A 22051-nucleotide genomic window follows, 5' to 3' on the forward strand; every position below is an offset into this window, starting at 1 on the left:
TAGCAGCTAATTAAAAAGTAGCATTCACAACGGGTTACGTCAATTAATTTTTAAATGAAAACGACTAAAATCTACTATAATTAATAGACTTTTATGCCTGAGAAATTTCTTCACTGATCGCAATATTAAACAAAGAATCACTTTTTAATTATTAAAAGTATGAAAATAAGATTTGAGTGCCGCGAAAGCGATTCAAATCTTTTTGATAAACGATTGACAAAAGATGCACAAACAAGTTAAAATAACTCTCGATGAAATTGATAAACGTTTATCAATCAGTTTGATGAAGCGTTAAATATATTTGTAGGGGAAAACAACATGGACAACAAAAAGTCGATTGTGACGAAACTGGCTTTCTTGTCGGTTTCTTTCATGGTGACCAGTGCGTACGCGATTCAGGGATCGCTGCCACAGTTGAAGGCGGCTTTGCACATTACGCAAACGCAGTCTGAATACCTGGTTACGACACCATCTTTTGCCGTTATGATCTTTGTGGTACTTTCACCGCTGCTGCAGTCTTGGTTCCACATTTCTGACAAGAAGATCATCATGCTGGGGGTCTTCATCGTTGGTCTGGCTGGGCTGGTGCCAATGTTTGTCAGCAACTATGGCATCGTCTTGGCATCGCGATTAGTCTTGGGGGCTGGTTATGGTCTCTACAACTCGCAGGCCATTTCGATGATCTCAGTTTGGTATGAGGGCAATGAGCGAGCTCAAATGCTGGGCTGGCGGGCGGCTGCCGAACAGATCGGTCAAGCCACGACCCTGTTTATTGCCGGACTGCTTTTGAGCTTGATTGGCTGGCGGCAGTCATTTCTGGTCTACGCACTGGCCTTCTTGGTACTGCTGTTCTTTGCCGCTCGCGTTCCGGACGACAGCAAGGTTGAAGCAGTTGAGGAAAAGGAAGAAAAACAAGAAGCAGAATTGAAAGAAGCCATTGAAGGCGAAGGTAAGGGCAAGATCAGTCCAGTCGTCTATCTGCTCATTTTGTTTGCCTTCCTGTTGGTTGTTGACTATGTCGGCATGGAAAACCGTTTCTCTGGGGTAGCAGTAGCCATTAAGGGTGCCAGCTACACCGGTTCTTCCAACTTCTTGTCACTGATGCTGATTGGAGCAACGCTGGGTGGTTTGTTCTACGGCTCGATTAAGAAGGTTATGGGATTCGGGACGGTTTACTTCGGTCTGATTCTGATGGCAATCTCGAACTTCCTGTTTGCCTATGGTGCCAGTCACCGCAGTTTTATGATGCTGGTAATCGGTCTGCTGTTGATCGGGTTCCCATTGCAGCTGGTCTCTCCTTTGATCTTTAACCTGCTGCCTGATCTGGCACCGGCTGAGCGTCAGCCGCTGATTACTTCAATGGTTCTGATCGGTTTTAACTTTGGGGCCTTTTTCTCACCAACGATTGCTGAATGGACCAATCACATCATGGGCCGGCCACAAGCTGGCTTGGACCTGGCAGCACCATTCGTGCCATACGGAATCGGCCTGTTGGTAATTGCCTTGGTTATCTTTATTGCAACTCGTCGTCAAGCTAAGAAAAACTAACTTACATTTTTGGAGGATTAAACATGCCAATCAAAAACAAAGCCATGCTGATCACCTACTCTGACTCACTGGCTAAGAACATCAAGGAAACGCACGAAGTCTTAAACGAATACATCGGCGATGCAATTGGCGGTGTTCACCTGCTGCCTTTCTTCCCATCAACCGGTGACCGTGGTTTTGCACCATACGACTACACGGTTGTTGACCCTGCCTTTGGTAACTGGGCCGATGTTGAAGCATTGGGTGAAGAATACTACTTGATGTTTGACTTCATGATCAACCACATTTCCAAGAAGTCGGTTATGTACCAAGACTTCAAGAAGAATCATGACGACTCCAAGTATAACGACTTCTTTATTCGTTGGGAAAAGTTCTGGGCAGCTGCTGGTCCTGACCGTCCAACCAAAGAAGACGTTGACTTGATCTACAAGCGTAAGGACAAGGCCCCAATGCAAGAGATCAAGTTTGATGATGGTTCCGTTGAGCATCTGTGGAACACGTTTGGTGAAGAACAAATCGACATCAACGTTAAGAGCAAGGTTGCCCAAAAATTCTTCAAGCAAACGCTGACTGACATGGTTAAGCACGGTGCCGACCTGATTCGTCTGGATGCCTTTGCTTACGCTGTTAAGAAGATTGGTACCAACGACTTCTTTGTTGAACCAGAAATCTGGGATCTGCTGAATGAAGTGCGTGAGATTCTGGCACCATACAACGCTGAAATTCTGCCAGAAATCCACGAACACTACACGATTCCTGAAAAGATCTCGCAGCACGGCTACTTTGTATATGACTTTGCACTGCCAATGACGACGCTGTACACTCTGTACTCCGGCAAGACCAACCGTCTGGCTAAGTGGCTGAAGATGAGTCCAATGAAGCAGTTTACGACGCTTGACACGCACGATGGGATTGGTGTCGTTGATGCACGCGATATTCTGACTGATGAAGAAATTGACTACGCTTCTAACGAATTGTACAAGGTGGGTGCCAACGTTAAGCGTAAGTACTCATCAGCTGCCTACAACAACCTGGACATCTACCAGATCAACTCAACGTACTACTCCGCATTGGGCGATGACGACCGTGCATACCTGCTGGCACGTGCCTTCCAAGTATTCGCCCCCGGTATCCCAATGGTTTACTACGTTGGTCTGCTGGCTGGCTCCAATGACTTGGAACTGTTGGAAAAGACTAAAGAAGGTCGGAACATCAACCGTCACTACTACACTAAAGAAGAAGTGGCCAAGGAAGTTCAACGTCCAGTCGTTGCCAACCTGCTGAAGATGCTGAGCTGGCGTAACGAATTTGCTGCCTTTGATCTGGATGGCTCGATTGACATTCAAACGCCAACCGAAACGACGATCACGATTACTCGTAAGGACAAGGATGGCCAAAATGTTGCTGTTCTGGAAGCCGATGCAGCCAATAAGACGTTTAAGATTATGGCTAACGGCGAAACGGTTATGGAACAAAACTAATAAAGGTCTGTTTCAGTCAACCTGCAGAATAGTTCACAAAAATCGCATCAGCTTTAAGCTGATGCGATTTTTTATTTAAAGAACTAACGAATTGCTGCAGATTGGTCTATAATAGTAGGACAATCATTTCAACGAGGTCAGAGATATGGTAGCTAAACTAAAAGACGTCGCTAAATTAGCTGGCGTCTCAGTCACGACGGTTTCTCGCGTTATCAATAATTATGGATCATTGAGCGAGAAAACCATTAATAAGGTCCACGAGGCCATGCGTGAGCTGAACTATCAGCCCAATGCACTGGCACGTGCGATGCAGGGCAAGCCATCCAAGTTTATCGGCTTGATCTTCCCTAACATTATCAATCCGTTTTATGCAGAGCTGGTAAATGATCTGGAGTATCGCCTGTTTGCCAAGGGTTACAAGACGATCATTGCCTCATCAGCACAGAATCCGGATATTGAGCATGACTATCTGGCAATGCTGATGGCCAATCAGGTTGATGGCATTATATCAGGTTCTCATAATTTGGGAATCGAGGAGTATCAGCGCATTAAGGCACCAATTGTATCGTTTGACCGTTACCTGGCCGACAATATTCCGATCGTATCAGCTGACAGCTATCGTGGCGGTCAGATGGCAGCAGAATATCTGATTTCCAAAAACGTCAAGCATCCTGCAGTTCTGATTGATGAAGATACTTCGGTTTCACCAACGTTGAACCGGGTTCAGGGAGCTGTCGACTGTTTTGCTGCGCATCGAATTGAATATGTACCATTGGATGCCAAAAAGACGGATCTTCAGGCAACTTTTCCTGGGAAATATGATGGCGTGGTGGCAACCAATGACGTTGATGCCATAAAGATTATCCACTTGGCTGTCAGAGCCGGCAAGCAAATTAACAAGAATTTCCATGTTACGGGATATGACGGCTCAAAAATGATTCGTGAGTTGTCACCGGAACTGCCAACGGTTCAGCAGCCAACCGCCGCATTGTCGGAGCTTTTGATTGATACGCTGATGAAGCGTATTAAGAATCCGGCTGCCAGATTAAATCCCCAGCTATTGATGGTTGATTTTCATTATCCAGAGATCTAGCAGGACTGCGGATTGATCATAATGGGCTTATTTTGGCCGTTTAAGGTTATATATAAATAAAAAACGCGCCTGTCTAAGACGCGTTTTTTATTAGTGCTTAGCCTGCATGAAGCGCCGCAAAAGACTGGATTCTTCATCCGTAGCGTTATCGCTTTGAGATTTGATGTCATGAACGCGTTCAACCGACATTTGACTGCCAAATGCGACCTGGTTGTCGGTCATTTCGTGGATCCGTTCAAATTCAATGATTTCTGCTGCTAGACTGTTGACTGGTTCGCTCATTAAAACTTTCTCCCTTCCTGGTCATCTTCAAAATGACGATGGCTGCATACGTACGATATTACAATATTTATTGTAAACTTTTCTGACCGTATATGCTAGAAGGCTTGAATAATCTTTACGATCCCAATCACGACTAAGTAAAACGAAATCAGCCAGACCATGGTAATAGCCGAAAGCATTGGTGAGAAGAGCAAAATGACGCCGATAATCAATCCCAGAATATCAAGAATGAATAACAGCCAGTAATAGCCGACGCTTAGCTGACGGAAGAAGCCAGCAATCGTCAGCTCATTGGCAGATCCGATGATGAACCAGAGTGCGAAGACTACGGCGATGACGGTAGTGCCGAAGTTTTGATATACCAAAAAGACAATCCCTAAAACAATGTCTAAGATACCAGTACCAAGCAGCCAACCGGAGCGATAGCCAATCCATTCCTGCATTTTGCTGCGTGCCCAGAGCTCATAGATTCCCTTTAACAGCAACCCAATGCCGACCAAAAGACAAAGCAGATGTAACGACTTGTCTGGGTGCATGAATGAAACGCAGCCTAGTGCTACCAAAACGATGCCCAGGATCAGACTGGCCCAGTCGAAACGCTTTTTGTATCCGTCCATTTCCATAATCATTACCCCCTTAGATGTGGAATGCAAACACAACATGGATAATTGCAAAAATATAAAGAGACAATAACTAATCAAATGTTAACTACACTAGCCACATCACCACTTTTATGGGTGAAAGCGTTTTTATTTATACTTCTATTGTAACTTATTTTATTAATAACGGCATGAGAAATAAGGAACAATTGCTGCAATGTGTTACAATTTATGTATAGAATTCAATGTTGTCTGACGCATTCAATACGGTCATTATAGGAGCAAGAAATTATGAATTGGAACTGGTTGGGCTGGCTGCTTTGGATTGCAGCCATTGTTTTTATGGTCTGGGTTACTCACTATATCCGCGTCAAGCAACTCATGCTGATTGCCAAGACGAAGCGACGTTTTGACAAGAAGCTGTTTGTACGCTACGTGGTACTGGTTGTTTTGGCAATTGGCTGGTTAGGCGGCATGGCATATTTATCGTTTTTCCGGCGCGTTTCCTATGACGATACTCAAGCCGTTAAGATAACGACTGAATATGAGGCGCTACAGCTGAACAGTCAAGACAATGATTACTACTACGTGATTGCCAAGCATGCCCAGGGCGGTACGCGGCCGATCGTTTCCTACACCTACTGGACGGATAATGCCAAGATGACGACTGATGCGCGGGGAACCACGATCGTTGACAGTGATCGACTGGTTACCGGACAGGCAGCCGGCTATCCATGGAACATGAAAAAGCTAAAGGCCTATGACTCAAAGACGGGTCATGCTTTTGTTGCCGTAATGACGATCAAATATCGCGATACGATCTTAAACGGGATGGGCGTTCGTTGCGGCAAGCTGGCTGATACGCATACTCTGATCAGAATTCCGGCTGCCAATATGGTTGATCAAAAAAAGTAAATAAATAAGTGGGTTTGTCAAGGCAAATCAACTGATTACATGATATAGTAAAAGGTGGATGCTAAAATTGCGACAGTGCAATGGCGAGCACACGATAAAAGGCGATGAACGACGCCTCGATCGCAAAGATTTGAACGATCAAAAGCTCACGGTAAGCGTGGGTTAAGTTCAGTAATTAATAAAAGGAGTACTTAGTACAATGATTCAAACGATTGATTTGAAAAAAGGCATGGTTTTTGAACGTGGCGGTAAGCTGTTGAAAGTTTTGCAAATCAACCACCACAAGCCAGGCAAGGGTAACACGTTGATGCAAATGGACATCCAAGACGTTCGGACTGGCTCCATTGTGCACACGACGATGCGTCCTTCCGAAAAGGTTGAACAAGTCAACGTCGACAAAAAGAACGCTCAATACCTGTACGATGAAGGCAACACGGCGGTCTTCATGGACATGGAAACCTACGAACAATACGAAATCAGTGATGAACAGCTGACTGAAGAAAAGAAGTACTTGGTTGAAAACATGCAAGTGCAAATGGACTTCGTTGGCAGCGAACTGGTTGGTATTGAATTGCCAACGACGGTCGTTCTGACGGTTGAACATACGGAACCAATGATCAAGGGGGCTACGATCGATGGCGGTGGCAAGCCTGCTACGATGAGCACTGGTCTGGTTGTCAACGTGCCAGCCTTCATCAAGAACGGCGACCAAATCGTTGTCAACACGATGGACGGCAGCTACAAGTCACGGGCCTAACTAAGATTAAAAAACGATTCGTCAAAGTGCGAATCGTTTTTTATTTAGCTATTTTTGATCAGAGTGGGATTCATGCTCGTCAATCCAATAGGTTCCCATATCATCGGCAATGATTACGCGACCGGCATATTGCTGACCCTCATTTTTAGTCAGCCCCAGCTTGTTAAAGGCAAACGTAACGGTTAGATCGGCCTTGACGGCAGTACCCATGATCTCACCGGTATCGGTATTGATCCCTGATGGCATGTCCACGGCGACTTTGGCAGCTTTTGAATTGTTGATGGCGTTGATGACATCGACATAATGTCCTGCAACCGGCCGATCAATGCCAATCCCAAAAATCGCGTCAACGATCAAGGTTGCATCGTTTAAGACGCTTGGATCGTTAGCCTCTGGAATGCGATAGTATTGGCAGATGTGGTCTTGCACCTGATGTTCTTTTGAGGCATGGTCAGGATTGCCCACGTTTAGAATCGTTACGTTGGCCCCGGCAATTTTTAGCATGCGTGCAACTGCCAAGCCATCGCCGCCATTGTTGCCGCTGCCGGCCACGACGACGACATGTTTCAGATAGATCGGCAAGGCATTGAGAATCTCATCACGAACGGCTAAGGCAGCGCGTTCCATCAAGACCAGCGAAGGAATACCAATTTGTTTGATGGTGTAGGTATCGCAGCGTTTCATCTGGGCTGCAGTGACGATTGGTTTTTCCATAAAATCATCTCCAAAATCCGGTTTCTTTTAGCGTACCACTTTATTGGCTCAACCTAAAAGCGTACACTAAACATACTTAGATAAATGAGGTGAGCCTAATGGATTTAAATGCATACCTGCCATATTTCAAGAGCATGATTGATCGTAAAATCGGCTGGACCATCAGCGATCCAGAAGATGGCATCGTACGTGTGGGCTACCCGCTGTATGATAAACCGATGCTGGAATTTACACGTCGATTCCGCGCCAGTGCCGAATATGATCCGCATTATCGCAAGACGCTGCGCGCTGCTCGTATCAAGCCGCGCGTCAATGAAAAAACCGTTGCCCAAGTCTTAGAGTCAAATGATGTCAGACTAATTGGCGCAATGGTCTCTTTGATTGTTGACTGGGAAGAGGTTGAGGAAGGAACCTGGGCCCAGGCGCTGCAGTCTGGTGAGATGTATAATCTGACCAAGCGCTTGGCTGAGTTGACCAAGTCCCAGCCGGTTAACAAAGAATAGGGGAACTGCAATGAGCAAAAAGGATCAGTATCCCGTCAGCCGCTACACTGGGCTGCCCGTTGAAGATAATGGTAATGGCGGCTATCAGCTGCACTATGATGCTAGTGGTCAGATCAGACTGCATACCTGGCGAACGGGAAAACATACCAAGGGAAAATTTCGGCATGTCGGTCAACTGATGATGACGGAAAATGGGTTAATGGTTATGATTGTCAAAAGCGAGCCGATGGCATTCAAAGATCGTCACAGTGAAGTACCGTTGGGGAGATTTCTTTCTGTCGATGCTGATGAGACAACCATTAATAAAGGACTGCAGATTTTGGATCAGCAGTCATAAAAAAGGCGCAGTCGTTAGGACAACGATTGCGCCTTTTTGAACAAATTGAATCAACCGCGTTAAAATGGTTATAGATTTAGCATCTGCTTGATTAGTTCGGTTAAAACAACGCCTTGATTATGCTCGCGGTCTTTGGCGCCGTAAAGCAGAATCACATTGTCAGACTGTAGATGGGCTTTAACGTCTTCCAGCAGCTTTAAAAAGGCGGGGTTGTCAGCCAGCTCTTTTAAATAGCGTTCTTTAAACTCACCGAACTTTTCGGGATCATGGCCAAACCATTTACGCAGCCCTTCACTGGGGGCTGAATCTTTGGCCCAGTCGTTTAAATGAGCGTTTGCTTTGGAGATGCCGCGGGGCCAGCGACGATCGATCAGGATGCGCCAGCCGTCCAGATCAGCGGGTTTGTCATAGATGCGTTCAAGCTTTAGTTCATTCAATATCGTTCACCTCAAGTAAGATGGATTCTACGTCAATTAAAACACTTTTTAGGGATGGTGTCGCATGCTTTCAGAATATCAAAAGTTTTTTACGGGACGCCCAACGCCACAAATAGCTAAAGATCTCTTAGGACGACTGCTGATCTTTCATGGCCCTCAAGGCGATGTTGGCGGTTGGATCGTTGAAACCGAAGCTTATGTAGGTGAACAGGACTCAGCCTCGCATGCTTTTGGCGGTCGTCGAACTGATTATTCAGAGTCGCTGTATGGCATGCCAGGGGATCTTTATATTTATCAGATTCGCTCTCATTACTGCATCGATATCGTGGTACAGAATCAAGAAGAACCACAAGGAGTTTTGATTCGGGCAATCGAGCCGGCAGTTGGCGTGGAGCAGATGATCAAGAATCGTGGCCAGGATGGTTTTAATCTGACCAATGGACCAGGTAAACTAATGCAGGCACTGGGTATCCAGTCGCGCTCAATGGATGGTCAGCCAATGGAAAGAGCTAAGCTAAAGGTTGACTTAAAAGCAGAGCGTCATGTACCTCAAAAAATCGAAGCTGGCCCACGGATCGGCGTCAATGCCAAGGGTAAGGATGCCCTAAAGCCCTATCGCTTTATCGTGGCCGGTAATCCATACGTTTCCAAGATGAAGCGACGTGATGCAGATGATTTAACGCATGGTTGGAGGAATTGAAATGTCACTTAGCTATCAACAAATGAAAATTGCCGTCCCATTGGTAATCAAGGCTGGCAATGTTCCCAGTATCGTCGGTGAAGCGGGGATTGGCAAGTCAGCACTGGTTGAAGAGATCGCTGATGAAATGAATGCCAAGCTTTATACTACGGTCGTCAGCCTGTCAGAAAAAGGAGATTTGGCGATTCCAGTGCCACCGTTGACCGATCGATCGTTTGTAGCTACGCAGCATTACGGTACGCTGGCCAATGTTCAGTTTGGTTATTCAGAGACGCTGGTAGCAATCGTCAAGCAGGCTGAGGCTCATCCAGATCAGCCAATCATCTGGTTTTTAGATGAGTTCAATCGTGGTACGCAAGCAGTTCAAAGCGAACTAATGAATTTAGTATTACAGCGGCAGGTCAACTCGCTGAAACTGCCAGATCAGGTTCATATCGTCATTGCCGAAAATCCCGACAGTACGATGGAAAACTTTGCTGACAGCGATTATGGCGTTACGGCTGGAGATGCCGCCATTCGTGACCGAACCGTGCGATTGGTCATGAAGGCGGCTGTTGATGACTGGCTTAAATGGGCCCGGCAGATTCAACCAGATGGTCAGCCTCGGATTCATGAACTGGTAGCTAAATATATTCGCCTGCACCCAAATCTTTTGGCACCAGCTGATCATGAAAAAGACCTTTATCCAACACCGCGATCCTGGGCACGGGTTTCTGGCAACCTAAAACAACTGGAGCAGTTAGCTGAGAACGTTCAGGAGACGTTGGCGGCGGATCTGTTTAGTGGTGATCTGGGGTCCGAGGTTGGTGCAGCTTTTGCTAAATTTGTTGCTCAAAAAGGTCAGCAGCTTTCAGTCGCCGATTTGATCGATCATTCAACGCAGCTGCAGTTTGTTGCTGAAGTCGATCGTTTGACGGCGGTCAGACAGTGGACCAAAGAACTGACCAAGTATCCAATCACTCAATATCCGGCTCAATTTAAGAACTGTCTGTACGCGCTCAGTCCGGACGGTCGCTTTGCCGTGGTTCAAGAACTCGGTGAGCAAGAGGCAGCAGTTGATCAGATTAAGGAACTTTATCAGGCAGCTAATGAAAACCCAGGCGGCGATGCTGAACAGCTGTATCGTCTGTTGGAGAAAATTACCGTTGAAGCTGGTGATTAAATGACTGATTTAAATGAAGCCGCTAAGCAACGACTGACCAAGGCCGTTGTTCATCTGCTGACAACGCAGCGCTTGAGTGGCGAGGTGCTGTTAGAGATGCCCCGCACTAAGAATCAGGATCTGGATGCGCCAGTTGGTCTGGCTTGGCAGGACAATCAGCTGGTCTTGGAATATAACGATCAACAGCTCAGTGAACTGTCTACGAATCAATTAAATGTCAGATTGCAGCATGAGGTGCTCCATGCCATCTGGCAGCATCCATTGCGCTACGTTAGCAGTACGCATCCAAGAAAAGTAGCGCTGGCAACGGATATTGCCGTTAATCAGTATCTAAAGACGCCGCCACAAGGAACCATGACTTTGGCCGATTTGGAAAAGCTGCTGCAGCGACCTCTGGCAGCACATCGAGACTCCAGGTATTATTTACGCGTCTTGACGCATTTGACACCAGCTGAAAAAGGGCGAATTGAAAAAGCCTGGGGCAAGCTTGAAGATGATGATGAAAATGAGCATCAGCGTAATGAAAAAAAGGCTGGCAAGGCTCAAAAAGCCGCGGCCAGTCATCAAGGATGGCAGACGGATCAGTCGGTTGATAATCCCGATCTGCAAAAAGCACGCTTGAAGTCATTGCTTACTAAGGCCTGGGAAAGTCTCAGCCAAAAGAACCGTGGCCTGCTGCCAGGCGAGATTCAAGCCGAATTGGAGCGCTTAACGCATCCGGAGCCATTGAACTGGCGGCAGCTTTTGATTCGGCTGTTGGGCAAAATTCCAAGCGGTAAGCAGGATACCAGAGCCCGTTTTAATCGACGGCAACCGCTCAGAATGGAACTGCCAGGTCAGATTGATCGTTTAAATGCTGATATCTATGCATTTGTTGATAATTCCGGATCAATGAGTGATCAAGAGGTAGCCAACGTTTTGACGCAGCTGCAGTATTTGGCAGCTCAATTGAACTTACAAGTAGAAATCGTACCTTTTGATGCCAAGGTGCATGATGAGGGCGTTATGCGTCTTTTACCCGGCAAAAGCGCATCTTATCGCCGAACCGGTGGCGGTGGAACCTGCTTTCAAGCAATCTTTGACTGGCTGCAGCAAAATCATATCGATCGTCAACAGGCAACGATCGTAATTTTGACCGATGGCTGGGGTGAAAGCGAGCTCAATGTTCATGGCTATCGTAATGTTTTATGGCTGTTGAGTACGGAAAGCGAGTTGTCGGTCAAGAGTCCACAGATGCGTTCCGTTAAGATTGGGGGAAATTAAAATGAACGAATATCCATTGCTGCCGCCAAGCTATATGCTGGCAGCTATGAAACATGATCAGACGTTTCAGCATGCCGCGGCATTGCTCCATGATGACTGGGATCCAAATGAGGGCGGCCTGTTTCGCGAAATGCTGCAGGTAGCTGATATCGAAATGGCGCGTGCTCTGCAAAAGGCAGGGATGATCAAGGGAAGCTGGCAGCTGGATGACTATGGCCAGGTTAAGGATCTTTTGGCCCTGCATGCAGAATGGTTCTCACCAGCGGCCCGCAATACGCTGCTGGCACCATTTGAATAAAATCAGCTGATAATTTGGTTTCACGTGGAACCAAAAAATTGTTATGATGTCTGCATTAAGAATATGGATGGAGTGATTAGATGACGATTGATATGGCAAAGGCCAAAGAAGACCTTTATGAGGCCGTCAACGGCGAATGGCTACAAACAGCCCAGATACCGGCTGATCGACCAGCAACCGGTGGCTTTAACAGTCTGGTTGATGATATTGATAAAACGCTGATGGATGATTTTGATGCGTTTTTAAACAAACAAAAGAGCAGTCAGGATCCCCGCTTTAATGAGATGATCAAGCTGTATGGCTTAGCTAAGGATTTTAAGCGTCGTGAGCAAGAAGGCACGGCCCCATTAAAAAAGGCCCTGCAGCCGCTTGAAAGTCTGCAAAGCTATGCCGACTATCAAGAACACTGGGCCGAGCTGCTGCTTAATGGAACAGCTTCACCAGTGGTATTTGATATTGATGCCGATATGAAGAATGCACGCGTCTATGCCTTGTTTGCCGGAGCACCAAGTTTGATCCTGCCGGAAAAGAATTATTATGATCCGAAAAATCCTCAGGGTCCACAATTGATGCAGCTTTGGACATCAATGATGACGACGCTTTTGGATAAGCTGGGCTATGAAGAAAAAGCAGCTCAAAAACTGATTGAAGAAACCAAGCGATTTGATGCCTTACTGGTTCCACACGTCAAGAGTGCAGAAGAATCGGCTGACTACAGCAAGATGTACAATCCACAGCCGCTGGCAGAATTTGCAGGTCATACCAGTCAGTTGGATCTGGCCGCCGTGGTTGAGGAATTGGTGGGGGCCGAACCAGACAAGGTTATCGTAACGGAGCCTAAGTATCTGGAAGCACTGGATCAGATTTTGGCTGGCCATTTTGAATGGTTCAAGAGCTGGCTGTTGGTTAATGCAATTCGCTCCATGGCTGGATTATTGACTGATAAGCTGCGTGAAATCAATGGCCGCTATAGTCGGGCGCTTTCTGGTGCCAAGCAGCCAGCTGATCAGCGCAAGTTTGCCTATCGTCTGGCACGTGGCACGTTTGATCAGGTCGTTGGCGACTATTACGGTAAAACTTATTTTGGGCCGCAAGCCAAGGCTGACGTACACCATATGGTTGAGCAGATGGTCAAGATCTATCAGCAGCGGTTGGCCAAGAACGACTGGCTGAGTGAAAAAACCCGGACCAAAGCAATCCTTAAATTAGACAAGCTGGGAATTCAAGTTGGTTATCCCGACCAGATTCCAGCGCTTTATGATCAATTAAAAGTTGATGCTCACGCTACGCTGTTGGAAAACATGATTCAATTGGGCAAGACAGCGACCAAGGAGATGTTTGGTCGCTGGAATCAGCCAGTTGATCGCCTGCGTTGGGAAATGAGCGCGGCTACGGTCAATGCCTACTATCACCCATTTAAAAACATCATCGTGTTTCCTGCGGCAATTTTGCAGGCACCATTCTACAGCCTTAAACAGACCAGCAGTGAAAATTATGGTGGGATCGGTGCGGTAATTGCTCATGAAATCTCGCATGCCTTTGACAACAACGGGGCGCTGTTTGATGAGTACGGCAATCTTAATAATTGGTGGACCAAGGCAGATCTGGATCATTTTAAGCAATTGGCTCAAAAGATGATTGCTGAGTTTGATGGCTTGCCATTTGCAGGACAAAAGGTGAACGGTAAGCTGACGGTTTCGGAAAACATTGCTGATGCTGGTGGGTTAAGCTGTGCTCTGGCAGCAGCCAAAGAAGAAAAAGACTTTGACGCCCAGCGCTTCTTTATTAATTGGGCCCGGATTTGGCGGATGAAGGCAACCGATCAGTACATGCAGCTGCTGCTTTCAATTGACGTGCATTCACCAAACAAGCTGCGGGCCAACGTGCAGGCGCAAAATCAAGACGAGTTCTACCAGGCATTTAACGTCCAGGCGGGCGATGGTATGTATCTGGCACCCGAAAAACGCGTCAACATCTGGTAGGTGAGATGCATGGCCAAATCAATTCAAGTTGAGCAAGGCGATATTACCACGTATCAAGTTGATGCCATCGTCAATGCCGCCAATACAACGCTGATGGGCGGTGGTGGTGTTGATGGAGCCATTCATCGTGCTGCTGGTCCGGCACTTTATGCAGCCTGTGAGCAGTTTCATGGCTGTCCGACTGGTGAGGCGCGGATCACACCAGGCTTTCAGCTGCCAGCTAAATATATCATTCATACGCCAGGACCAATCTGGCGTGGCGGACAAAATGGCGAGCCCGAACTACTGGCTGCTTCATATTGCAATAGTCTGAAATTAGCTGAGCACTATCACTGTCGAACGGTTGCTTTTCCATCGATCAGTACGGGTGTCTATGCGTTTCCCGTTGAGCAGGCGGCAGCCATCGCGATTAAAACGATTCGTGAATTTATGGCAGCCAGTCGATGGGTTCAAGAAGTCATCATGGTGGCTTTTGACCCTAAAACTGAGGCCGCCTATCAAAAAGCATTGTCAATATGAAAGAAGACCCCTGGTTGGACAAGCCAGGGGTCTTTTTGAAACAGAGTAGAAATCAGTATGGTGTAGGTTAAAGTGACTGAACCTGAGCGGACGATTCAGATTCAGTTCCCCACTTATCCACAAGATGTTGTGGATAAGTGGGGATATCTGTGGATAACCCACAATATCTTGTGCCACTAACCTGCAACGTCATTTAGTATAACGAGATCAAAATCAGTTCGCAAGCCGCAAGTTTCCGATTGATCAACTGACTATTTCAGATTAAGCCGCTCAATCAAGCCTTAAGCCAGCCAAAGAAATTTTATGGCATTCCTGCTGATACGGATTTGACTTAATTGACTTCATCGGGGTTAACTTTAACGGAAACAATCTTAACTCGGTATTCTCCTTGAGGTGCCGTAACCATTGCAAAATCATCGACACCCAGACCAGTGATTGCCTTGCCAAGTGGTGAGTCAAAAGCCAGCTTACCTTTTAAGATATCGGCTTCTTGGCGGCCAACCAGCGTATAGGTCTCGGTCTCATCATCATCGTCATACTGCAGCTCAACCGTGGATCCCATGCCGACTTTACCCGTATCTTTAGGCGTGATGACCTTAGCATAAGTCAGCTGCTTGTTTAGATAGCGCAGTCGGCTTTCTAGGTGCCGCAGCTCCCGTTTAGCAGTACTGTACTCAGTATTTTCAGAAAGATCGCCCAGTGCCCGAGCGGCCTTGAGACGAGCAATTTTTTCGGGGCGCTGCTTTTTAAGGGTTTCAATTTGATCTTCAATTTGGCGGTAGCCAGCAGCTGTCATTTCTTGATAGTAGAAGTCTGGTACCTTGATTTTTTTGGATGGCATTTGATTTCCTCCAATTTTATAAGCTGTAAGCGAACGTGTGTACTAAGTAATTATGTTATGATAGTTAATGAAATTCAAGTTGAAGCAACAGGAGTGAAATTTTTGATGGATTATCAACAGAATCAGGCCCACGTACAAGCATTCTTAGTCGACGCGGCGTTTGATCGGTTGTCAAAAAATCAACAGGAGCATGCACAAAGTATTTTGCAGCAGGTCAATCAACTGATGGCAGATCGTCACCAGCTCGACGACTGCCATTGGACGAGTGCAGCGCTGGCAGCTGTTTTGGATCATGAACTGTACCAGGATGGTCAGGCATCATATCGCCAGGTGATTTCGACAATCCCGGTTTTAAAAGCCTACCAGAAGTTTTTAAAAACTGATCAAGAAAAAGAACTAGCGCAAACCATGGACGAGCATCGCAAGACTATGCAGGCCAATTGGAAAGCAGCTGCTGATAAGTCGGATACCAAACCAGCAGCAAAGACGCCACAGAAATGGACGCCAGAAAGCTATCTGGCCTGGCAAAAAACAATGGTTGCCGTGGCGCCTGAGTCGAATCTGCTTAAAAATGTTGAGGGATTGGATGAGACCGATGAGCAGTATCTGATTGATGAGTTTTTGACCTTGATGAATCAAGAAGCACATCAATGGCCTGATACATGGACCTTTGATGCCTTGCAGCAGGTCTTGGGAATGACGATGCCGCTTGATCCACATATCAAACCATATCAAATCATTAGAATCGTAGCCTTGTTTGATGCCTTTTTTGCCTATCTGCATCAGCAAAACGATCTTGACGATGATCAGTATCAATTGGCTAAACGAACGCTTTTGCATATGCAGCCGGCCCAAGAAGCCCTGGCCTCGCTGAATCGTAAGGATCGTTTGACGCAGCTGGTAATGTCTTTAGCCCAGGCAGAAGGCGTTGACACCAGCAATTATGAAAATGCCCAGAGGTGGATGGCTACGCACCGAACGCTTTTGACCAGCTTTGTAGGGACGATCATGCATCCATGGCGTGATTACGATGCGCGTGAACAAAACAATGAGATGGCCAAGCGGGTGGCTGAAAAGAAAATGGCACCGCAAGCCTCAACCGTTAAGAACGCAAACAGCAAAAAACACCCACCAGTCGGCATTTCATTTCGAAATCGGCGTCAAAAGAGTCGTCGCAAGCATTAAGCCAAGGGGGATTTTTTATGAGTATTCAGATTCCAGAAAACATGGAAGAAGTTGCAATGAAGATTGCGCAGTACCAGGTTCATGGTCAGCATCTGGAAATGGATGACGTCATTAAGGATGCCGTGCGCGATACCTTGCAGGAGTTTATGGATGAGGCCTTAGAGGGTCATTATGACGATGTTGCCTGGGCAGGCGAAAATCTAGTGGTGACCGACGTCATGGGTGAAAGGCTTGGGATGGCTGCGCCAATTCGTGACAGTTTTATCGAAGACTTCAAGACCGATGCTGATGAATTGGTACTGCGTTTGGAACAGCAGGCAGCTCAGATCGTTGGTGGCCGCTAAGCTGCAGCAGTCAACAATGGCTTGACATGACCTTAACTAATGACGAGGGATCTTGCTAAGCAGTTGGATCGCTCATTATTAATCTTGATTGCTTATGCAATAAAAAACGTCGAATCAGCTTGCTGACTCGGCGTTTTTATTTGTCTAGAGATGTTCTTTGACGTCATAGGGCTGAGCTTTGGCGTGGTCAGCTGGTAAGGCGTCCTTGGCATAAAAGATGGCATATTCCTCATCATCAGGACCTTTGGCGATTACCAGGTCATCGATTTTGCGCTCTTTTTTAAAAATCTGTCCCTTGCGTACGGCTTCATTGTAGTCATGAATATTGGCAATCGAGTCGCCGGGATTAAAGAAGATTCTTGTCTCCATATTGACACCTCCATCAGCGTTAGATTCCAGAAAACGCTTGCTTTTGGTTTATTATACCATTAGTCGCGGTACTTATGACGCAATACCTGCAGATCAGAGTCAGAAAGCTGCATGACTTCTTTAAGATACTGGGCAACGGAGCCGCTGATTTTTTGGATGGCATCCTGGGCCGTCTGTAGGTATTCACGCTTAACACTGGCCATATCAAGCGAATTTTGGATGTAGTTTGACGAAAAATGACTAGCAGTCAGTTTCTGCTTGATGTCTTGCTGAACGTCTTTAACGAGCTCATTGGTCAGCAGGTAGTCTTTGATGATGACATCAGGCTGCACTTCTAAGGCGTTTAACAGCAGGTAGGCGCCAATACCGGTCCGATCCTTGCCGGCAGTACAGTGAAACAGGACGGGGCGATCAGCCGGTGCGCTTAGCAGCTGTTGGAAAAATTCGCGGTAGGCCTGTTGTGGACCAGGTTCAGCGACCATTTCATGATAGACAGTGCGCATGTGCTGGCGGCCACGTGTCGGATCAGCATTCAATTCATCGCTAAAAGATGAGATTGGCTGTGAAGCTCTGGTTTCGTCGGTTGAAAAAATAGGGTTAGCGATATATTCGGCAACGTCTGGAACTTGGTCAGGCTCTTTTTTGGTTTCTCGTGGCGAGCGTAGATCAATATCTTTGGCTACTTTTAGATCAGATAAATACTGCAGGTCTTGGCTGGTTAAGTGATGCAGACTGCCAGAACGCAGTAGACGACGCCATTTGACGGTATGACCGTCGATAGTCTGATAACCGCCGAGATCGCGATAGTTGTAGCCGTCATTGATTGGCAGCTGACGGGTTGGCGTTGACATAAAAATCACCCCTTGATTTGATTTAAAAGCTCAGCCAAAACGGGTACCAGATGCTGGGCAATCTGCATGGAGCCTTTTTGATCGGGATGCAGGCCATCAGTAAACGACTGGCACCAGTTTTTGGTAGGAATGAACATAGTATGACATTCAAGTGCGGTTTCTTCAATAATATCGGCATAGGTCTGGGCAAATGGAACCATCAGCGCGATCGGCACGCCAGGATAGGCATGTTGAACCTGTTTGACAAAATCACGATAGGCGGCCTGAAATCGCACATTAGAAAAGCGTCGATCATTAACGCCTAGATTGATCAAGACCAGCTCGGGCAGAACATCGGGCTGCCAGGTCGTCTTGGCATCGATGTGAGCAAAAAACTGTGCGGCAGGTGGTACGTTGCCAACGGCAGATCTTAAGACGCCGCCTGCCGAATAAGCAATTCGATCAACGTCGAGATTCAACTCATCGCTGATTAGACCAACGTAGCAGCTTTCGGGACGATAGTCGGTACTAGGGCGGCGTCCATTGACCCAGCAGCCGGCTGTAATTGAGTCGCCAATAATTGCGATGCGTTTTAGCGGCTTGGCTGGCGTAATTGTGGCGTGATCGGCAAACTCAATTTCAGCCAATGCCAGACCTTGATTGCCAAGCCAAACGTCATCAAGATCGGTGTTGCCGGCGGTCATGATCTCAATATCAGCCTGGTTAGGCAGTTTTAGTTCAAATGACGACTCCTGTACTGACCAGCGCTGCCAAGGACCACGATTAACGCGTACGGCCCAGGATTGTGGCGGCAGCTGCGGGTTGCCGTTGTTCAAGACGTTGATTTTTAATTTAGGACTGTTTTGAACGTGGAACTTAATCAAACTGCCGAGGTTGGTGGTATAGAGAACAGATCTGCCGTTCAATTGGCGAATGGCCCAGCGTCCCAGCAGGCGAGTTTGTTTTTTTAACTGATCGGGGAGAAGTTTTGTCATGATGAGTCCTTTCCGTGGCTTGCAAGGTTGTTAAGTAAAATTTATTTTAACATGAAAAACGGCGCAAACGGTTGTTAAATAAGGATTGTTAAAAAGTCCACAAACGCCTTAAAAATAATAATGTAAGCGCTTATTGACAAAACGACAGGTTAAGCGTAAGCTAATATTTAGTAAAAGTTTACTAACCGTTTATGGAGGTAGCTAGAGATGGATAAGCAAGAATTACTGAAAGAATACCAAGATGTTTTTAAGGGTGAAGCTAAGGACGTTTTCTTCTCACCAGGTCGAATCAACGTGATCGGTGAACACACGGACTACAATGGTGGTCACGTCTTCCCATGTGCTATCAGCCTGGGAACGTTTGGCGTCTACGGTCCACGTGATGATGACAAGGTTCAGCTCTACTCAGCCAATATGGAAGGCAGCTCAGTCGTAGAGTTCAGCATCAACGATGAAAAGCCGGAAACCGAAGACGGTAAGACCTGGACGAACTACTTTAAGGGGATGCTGGTCTACTTAAAGCAAGCCGGCTACAAGATCGACCACGGCTTTAACCTGCTGGTCCACGGCAACCTGCCATATGGTGCCGGTCTTTCTTCATCAGCTTCCATTGAGCTTTTGATGGGTAATCTGTTAAAAGATGAATTTGATCTGGACATTGACGAAATCTCACTGGTTAAGTTGGGTCAAAAGACGGAAAACGATTTTGTTGGCTTAAACTCAGGGATCATGGACCAATTTGCCGTTGGGATGGGTAAAAAAGACAATGCCATTTTCCTTGACTGCAGCACTTTGGAATACCAGTACCTGCCATTGAAGCTGGGCGACTACGAAATCGTCATCATGAGTACCAACAAGAAGCACTCTCTGGCTGGCTCCAAGTACAACGAACGCGTTGAACAATGTGAAGAAGCCGTTAAGCGCTTGAACCAAAAACTGAACATTAAGAAGCTCGGTGAACTGGACGAAAATACGTTTGATGAGTACTCCTACCTGATCAACGATGACGTCTTGATCCGTCGGGCACGTCATGCGGTTGCTGAAAACCAGCGGACGCTGCGGGCAATCGAAGCTATGAAGGCGGGCGATCTTGAAAAGCTGGGTCGTTTGATCAACGCTTCGCACGTCTCACTGCACTTTGACTACGAAGTAACTGGCAAGGAACTGGACACGTTGGCTGAAACGGCTTGGGAACAGCCTGGCTGTCTGGGTGCGCGGATGGTCGGCGGTGGTTTTGCCGGCAGTGCCATTGCCATCGTAAAGAAGGACCAATCCGCTGCCTTCAAAGAAAACGTCGGCAAGGTTTACCGCGAAACGATCGGCTACGACGCCAGCTTCTATGACGCCGAGATCGTTGATGGTCCTCACAAGATTTAGCATTGCGGTTCAGTTTTTGAGAAAGAGGTTTGCAACATGGAACTCATTGAAGGATTTGCAGAAAAGGCAATTGCCAGCGGTGCTTTTCAGCCAATGGACAAGATCTATGTGATGAACAAGATTCGGGCGCTGGTTGGCGATGAAGATGTCGAGGCCCAATCAGATACGCCACTGGCCAGTCAACTGGTTGAATTGGCGGTTAAGCGTGGCAAGATTGAAGACGGTCAAACAGCACGTGAGATCTTAAACGATCAATTATACGATCTGCTGACGCCAACGCCATCGCGGGTCAATGATACATTCTGGCAAAAGCATGAACAAACGCCAGAAAAAGCGACGGACTGGTTTTACGATCTGTGTACCAGCAATGACTACGTAAAGGTATCCGCAATCAAGAAAAATATTGAGTTTACCAAAAAGGTCAATGATGGTAATGAACTGGAGATTACAATCAACCTTTCCAAGCCAGAAAAAGACCCTAAGGCGATCGCTGCCGCTGCTCATGATACGCAAAAGAAGTATCCGCAATGTGCACTCTGCATGGAAAATGAAGGATACTTGGGACGTCTGGGACATGCAGCCCGCAGCAACCACCGGATTATTCGGATGACGATTGGCGGTAAGCAATGGGGCTTCCAGTACTCGCCATATGCCTACTTCCATGAACACTGCATTTTCTTGGATGCCAAGCATGAACCAATGGAGATCAACCAGCAGACCTTGATCAATTTGATTGAAATCGAAAAACAGCTGCCACACTACTTTGTCGGCAGCAACGCCGATCTGCCAATCGTTGGCGGTTCCATGCTGGCCCATGAGCACTATCAAGGTGGCCGACACACCTTCCCAATGATGAAGGCCCCAATCAAACAAGAACTGAATTTTAAAGACTACCCGGACGTTAAAGCCGGCATCGTTGACTGGCCAATGAGTGATCTGCGTTTGACCAGTACCAACGACCAGGCTTTGATTCAACTGGGGACGCATATCATTGATGTCTGGGATCACTATGACGATCCAGAACTTTCATTGAAAGCCTTTGATGGTGAAACGCGGCACCACACCGTAACGCCGATCATGCACCGCAATGGTGAAGAATTTGTTCTTGACTTGGTTTTGCGAGACAATAATACTAGTAAAGAGTACCCACTGGGCATCTTCCACCCACATGAAAAGCTCTGGCACATCAAAAAGGAAAATATCGGTCTGATCGAAGTCATGGGCCGAGCCATCCTGCCAGCTCGTTTGAAGAGTGAATTAGAAGAAGTCAAGAAGTACTGGCTCAATGAACCAAACAAGATTGCCGACAGCCATCTGCCATGGGCTAAAGAAGTTCAGGCACGGCATGATGACATTAATGCTGACAACGTTGAAGAGATTTTGGAACAAGAAGTTGCTCAAGTCTTTGGCGATGTCTTGGCAGATGCCGGCGTCTTCAAACGCGATGCCCAGGGTCAAGCTGGCTGGCAGCGGTTCGTTGAACAACTGTAACCAATTTTGACCAAGGAAAGGATGGTTTT

25 protein-coding genes are annotated in these 22051 nt (G+C 46.8%); 17 read left to right on the top strand and 8 right to left on the bottom strand.

Annotation, left to right across the window (positions count from 1 at the left end; all coding sequences use genetic code 11):
• Positions 1 to 318: 318 nt before the first annotated feature.
• The 3 genes from HF864_RS02755 to HF864_RS02765 all read left to right on the top strand — a co-directional run bounded on the left by HF864_RS02755 (position 319) and on the right by HF864_RS02765 (position 4122).
• Positions 319 to 1548 carry an MFS transporter gene (locus tag HF864_RS02755; protein ID WP_169461587.1) on the top strand — a complete coding sequence of 410 codons (1230 nt, stop codon included), beginning with the start codon at positions 319 to 321 and terminating at the stop codon, positions 1546 to 1548.
• Positions 1549 to 1571: 23 nt separating this feature from the next.
• Positions 1572 to 3029, top strand: coding sequence for a sucrose phosphorylase (gene gtfA / locus HF864_RS02760; RefSeq protein ID WP_169461588.1), 1458 nt, complete (start codon positions 1572 to 1574; stop codon positions 3027 to 3029).
• A gap of 145 nt (positions 3030 to 3174) precedes the next feature.
• Positions 3175 to 4122 (top strand): LacI family DNA-binding transcriptional regulator, encoded by a 948-nt coding sequence (locus HF864_RS02765; RefSeq protein ID WP_169461589.1) that lies wholly within the window; start codon positions 3175 to 3177, stop codon positions 4120 to 4122.
• A 90-nt stretch (positions 4123 to 4212) separates the two neighbouring features.
• On the opposite strand, the gene HF864_RS02770 is transcribed toward HF864_RS02765, so the two are convergent.
• The gene (locus HF864_RS02770; protein WP_169461590.1) at positions 4213 to 4404 is read right to left on the bottom strand and encodes an LBP_cg2779 family protein; all 192 of its coding nucleotides are present in this window, start codon (positions 4402 to 4404) and stop codon (positions 4213 to 4215) included.
• A gap of 95 nt (positions 4405 to 4499) precedes the next feature.
• Positions 4500 to 5033, bottom strand: coding sequence for a DUF308 domain-containing protein (locus HF864_RS02775; protein WP_205882267.1), 534 nt, complete (start codon positions 5031 to 5033; stop codon positions 4500 to 4502).
• 261 nt (positions 5034 to 5294) lie between these two features.
• Here HF864_RS02775 and HF864_RS02780 point away from each other — a divergent pair, with 261 nt between their 5' ends.
• Positions 5295 to 5918, top strand: coding sequence for an LVIS_2131 family protein (locus HF864_RS02780; RefSeq protein ID WP_169461591.1), 624 nt, complete (start codon positions 5295 to 5297; stop codon positions 5916 to 5918).
• A 199-nt stretch (positions 5919 to 6117) separates the two neighbouring features.
• Positions 6118 to 6675 carry an elongation factor P gene (gene efp, locus HF864_RS02785; RefSeq protein WP_169461592.1) on the top strand — a complete coding sequence of 186 codons (558 nt, stop codon included), beginning with the start codon at positions 6118 to 6120 and terminating at the stop codon, positions 6673 to 6675.
• 48 nt (positions 6676 to 6723) lie between these two features.
• On the opposite strand, the gene HF864_RS02790 is transcribed toward efp, so the two are convergent.
• Positions 6724 to 7389, bottom strand: coding sequence for an NAD(P)H-hydrate epimerase (locus tag HF864_RS02790; RefSeq protein ID WP_169461593.1), 666 nt, complete (start codon positions 7387 to 7389; stop codon positions 6724 to 6726).
• Positions 7390 to 7487: 98 nt separating this feature from the next.
• Here HF864_RS02790 and HF864_RS02795 point away from each other — a divergent pair, with 98 nt between their 5' ends.
• Positions 7488 to 7892 carry a DUF6508 domain-containing protein gene (locus tag HF864_RS02795; RefSeq protein ID WP_169461594.1) on the top strand — a complete coding sequence of 135 codons (405 nt, stop codon included), beginning with the start codon at positions 7488 to 7490 and terminating at the stop codon, positions 7890 to 7892.
• A 10-nt stretch (positions 7893 to 7902) separates the two neighbouring features.
• Positions 7903 to 8229: a hypothetical protein gene (locus HF864_RS02800; protein ID WP_169461595.1), complete on the top strand. Its 327-nt coding sequence runs from the start codon at positions 7903 to 7905 to the stop codon at positions 8227 to 8229.
• A gap of 68 nt (positions 8230 to 8297) precedes the next feature.
• Here the strand turns inward: HF864_RS02800 and HF864_RS02805 are convergent, their stop codons facing one another.
• Positions 8298 to 8666 carry a DUF488 family protein gene (locus HF864_RS02805; RefSeq protein WP_169461596.1) on the bottom strand — a complete coding sequence of 123 codons (369 nt, stop codon included), beginning with the start codon at positions 8664 to 8666 and terminating at the stop codon, positions 8298 to 8300.
• 64 nt (positions 8667 to 8730) lie between these two features.
• Between HF864_RS02805 and HF864_RS02810 the strand changes: the two genes are divergently transcribed.
• The 6 genes from HF864_RS02810 (at position 8731) to HF864_RS02835 (ending at position 14590) form a co-directional block, all read left to right on the top strand.
• Positions 8731 to 9366 carry a DNA-3-methyladenine glycosylase gene (locus HF864_RS02810; RefSeq protein WP_169461597.1) on the top strand — a complete coding sequence of 212 codons (636 nt, stop codon included), beginning with the start codon at positions 8731 to 8733 and terminating at the stop codon, positions 9364 to 9366.
• Position 9367: 1 nt separating this feature from the next.
• A complete protein-coding gene (locus tag HF864_RS02815; RefSeq protein WP_169461598.1) occupies positions 9368 to 10528 on the top strand; it encodes an ATP-binding protein in 1161 nt (386 codons plus the stop codon).
• The gene (locus tag HF864_RS02820; protein ID WP_169461599.1) at positions 10529 to 11791 is read left to right on the top strand and encodes a VWA-like domain-containing protein; all 1263 of its coding nucleotides are present in this window, start codon (positions 10529 to 10531) and stop codon (positions 11789 to 11791) included.
• Between the two features lies 1 nt (position 11792).
• Positions 11793 to 12089: a hypothetical protein gene (locus HF864_RS02825; protein ID WP_169461600.1), complete on the top strand. Its 297-nt coding sequence runs from the start codon at positions 11793 to 11795 to the stop codon at positions 12087 to 12089.
• Positions 12090 to 12169: 80 nt separating this feature from the next.
• Positions 12170 to 14071: a M13 family metallopeptidase gene (locus HF864_RS02830; RefSeq protein WP_169461601.1), complete on the top strand. Its 1902-nt coding sequence runs from the start codon at positions 12170 to 12172 to the stop codon at positions 14069 to 14071.
• 9 nt (positions 14072 to 14080) lie between these two features.
• Positions 14081 to 14590, top strand: coding sequence for an O-acetyl-ADP-ribose deacetylase (locus tag HF864_RS02835; RefSeq protein WP_169461602.1), 510 nt, complete (start codon positions 14081 to 14083; stop codon positions 14588 to 14590).
• 331 nt (positions 14591 to 14921) lie between these two features.
• Here HF864_RS02835 and greA read toward each other — a convergent pair whose 3' ends face one another.
• Complete coding sequence (gene greA, locus HF864_RS02840; protein WP_169461603.1) at positions 14922 to 15431, bottom strand: transcription elongation factor GreA; 510 nt, start codon at positions 15429 to 15431, stop codon at positions 14922 to 14924.
• 105 nt (positions 15432 to 15536) lie between these two features.
• On the opposite strand from greA, the gene HF864_RS02845 reads away from it, so the two are divergent.
• On the top strand, positions 15537 to 16616 hold the full coding sequence (locus tag HF864_RS02845; protein WP_169461604.1) for a hypothetical protein: 1080 nt from the start codon (positions 15537 to 15539) through the stop codon (positions 16614 to 16616).
• 17 nt (positions 16617 to 16633) lie between these two features.
• The gene (locus HF864_RS02850) at positions 16634 to 16960 is read left to right on the top strand and encodes a hypothetical protein (RefSeq protein ID WP_169461605.1); all 327 of its coding nucleotides are present in this window, start codon (positions 16634 to 16636) and stop codon (positions 16958 to 16960) included.
• A gap of 144 nt (positions 16961 to 17104) precedes the next feature.
• Here HF864_RS02850 and HF864_RS02855 read toward each other — a convergent pair whose 3' ends face one another.
• The 3 genes from HF864_RS02855 to HF864_RS02865 are packed head-to-tail and all read right to left on the bottom strand — an operon-like array spanning position 17105 to position 19154.
• A complete protein-coding gene (locus tag HF864_RS02855) occupies positions 17105 to 17329 on the bottom strand; it encodes a hypothetical protein (RefSeq protein WP_006500827.1) in 225 nt (74 codons plus the stop codon).
• Between the two features lie 59 nt (positions 17330 to 17388).
• Complete coding sequence (locus HF864_RS02860; protein WP_169461606.1) at positions 17389 to 18180, bottom strand: tyrosine-protein phosphatase; 792 nt, start codon at positions 18178 to 18180, stop codon at positions 17389 to 17391.
• 5 nt (positions 18181 to 18185) lie between these two features.
• Positions 18186 to 19154 (bottom strand): SGNH/GDSL hydrolase family protein, encoded by a 969-nt coding sequence (locus tag HF864_RS02865; protein ID WP_169461607.1) that lies wholly within the window; start codon positions 19152 to 19154, stop codon positions 18186 to 18188.
• Between the two features lie 207 nt (positions 19155 to 19361).
• Here HF864_RS02865 and HF864_RS02870 point away from each other — a divergent pair, with 207 nt between their 5' ends.
• Positions 19362 to 20531: a galactokinase gene (locus HF864_RS02870; RefSeq protein ID WP_169461608.1), complete on the top strand. Its 1170-nt coding sequence runs from the start codon at positions 19362 to 19364 to the stop codon at positions 20529 to 20531.
• Between the two features lie 36 nt (positions 20532 to 20567).
• Positions 20568 to 22022 carry a UDP-glucose--hexose-1-phosphate uridylyltransferase gene (locus HF864_RS02875; protein ID WP_169461609.1) on the top strand — a complete coding sequence of 485 codons (1455 nt, stop codon included), beginning with the start codon at positions 20568 to 20570 and terminating at the stop codon, positions 22020 to 22022.
• The last annotated feature ends 29 nt before the right edge of the window (positions 22023 to 22051 follow it).

Source organism: Lactobacillus sp. MRS-253-APC-2B (assembly GCF_012843675.1).
GTDB classification, from domain to species: domain Bacteria; phylum Bacillota; class Bacilli; order Lactobacillales; family Lactobacillaceae; genus Limosilactobacillus; species Limosilactobacillus pulli.

Bases quoted from the DNA above. Each gene is read 5' to 3' on its own strand.
- HF864_RS02830 (WP_169461601.1), top strand. From the start codon at position 12,170: ATGACGATTGATATGGCAAAGGCCAAAGAAGACCTTTATGAGGCCGTC.
- HF864_RS02835 (WP_169461602.1), top strand. From the start codon at position 14,081: ATGGCCAAATCAATTCAAGTTGAGCAAGGCGATATTACCACGTATCAA.
- HF864_RS02800 (WP_169461595.1), top strand. From the start codon at position 7,903: ATGAGCAAAAAGGATCAGTATCCCGTCAGCCGCTACACTGGGCTGCCC.
- HF864_RS02860 (WP_169461606.1), bottom strand. From the start codon at position 18,180: ATGTCAACGCCAACCCGTCAGCTGCCAATCAATGACGGCTACAACTAT.
- efp (WP_169461592.1), top strand. From the start codon at position 6,118: ATGATTCAAACGATTGATTTGAAAAAAGGCATGGTTTTTGAACGTGGC.
- HF864_RS02875 (WP_169461609.1), top strand. From the start codon at position 20,568: ATGGAACTCATTGAAGGATTTGCAGAAAAGGCAATTGCCAGCGGTGCT.
- HF864_RS02870 (WP_169461608.1), top strand. From the start codon at position 19,362: ATGGATAAGCAAGAATTACTGAAAGAATACCAAGATGTTTTTAAGGGT.
- HF864_RS02775 (WP_205882267.1), bottom strand. From the start codon at position 5,033: ATGATTATGGAAATGGACGGATACAAAAAGCGTTTCGACTGGGCCAGT.
- HF864_RS02770 (WP_169461590.1), bottom strand. From the start codon at position 4,404: ATGAGCGAACCAGTCAACAGTCTAGCAGCAGAAATCATTGAATTTGAA.
- HF864_RS02755 (WP_169461587.1), top strand. From the start codon at position 319: ATGGACAACAAAAAGTCGATTGTGACGAAACTGGCTTTCTTGTCGGTT.
- HF864_RS02845 (WP_169461604.1), top strand. From the start codon at position 15,537: ATGGATTATCAACAGAATCAGGCCCACGTACAAGCATTCTTAGTCGAC.
- HF864_RS02825 (WP_169461600.1), top strand. From the start codon at position 11,793: ATGAACGAATATCCATTGCTGCCGCCAAGCTATATGCTGGCAGCTATG.
- HF864_RS02790 (WP_169461593.1), bottom strand. From the start codon at position 7,389: ATGGAAAAACCAATCGTCACTGCAGCCCAGATGAAACGCTGCGATACC.
- HF864_RS02815 (WP_169461598.1), top strand. From the start codon at position 9,368: ATGTCACTTAGCTATCAACAAATGAAAATTGCCGTCCCATTGGTAATC.
- HF864_RS02780 (WP_169461591.1), top strand. From the start codon at position 5,295: ATGAATTGGAACTGGTTGGGCTGGCTGCTTTGGATTGCAGCCATTGTT.
- HF864_RS02850 (WP_169461605.1), top strand. From the start codon at position 16,634: ATGAGTATTCAGATTCCAGAAAACATGGAAGAAGTTGCAATGAAGATT.
- greA (WP_169461603.1), bottom strand. From the start codon at position 15,431: ATGCCATCCAAAAAAATCAAGGTACCAGACTTCTACTATCAAGAAATG.
- HF864_RS02820 (WP_169461599.1), top strand. From the start codon at position 10,529: ATGACTGATTTAAATGAAGCCGCTAAGCAACGACTGACCAAGGCCGTT.
- HF864_RS02795 (WP_169461594.1), top strand. From the start codon at position 7,488: ATGGATTTAAATGCATACCTGCCATATTTCAAGAGCATGATTGATCGT.
- HF864_RS02810 (WP_169461597.1), top strand. From the start codon at position 8,731: ATGCTTTCAGAATATCAAAAGTTTTTTACGGGACGCCCAACGCCACAA.
- gtfA (WP_169461588.1), top strand. From the start codon at position 1,572: ATGCCAATCAAAAACAAAGCCATGCTGATCACCTACTCTGACTCACTG.
- HF864_RS02855 (WP_006500827.1), bottom strand. From the start codon at position 17,329: ATGGAGACAAGAATCTTCTTTAATCCCGGCGACTCGATTGCCAATATT.
- HF864_RS02865 (WP_169461607.1), bottom strand. From the start codon at position 19,154: ATGACAAAACTTCTCCCCGATCAGTTAAAAAAACAAACTCGCCTGCTG.
- HF864_RS02765 (WP_169461589.1), top strand. From the start codon at position 3,175: ATGGTAGCTAAACTAAAAGACGTCGCTAAATTAGCTGGCGTCTCAGTC.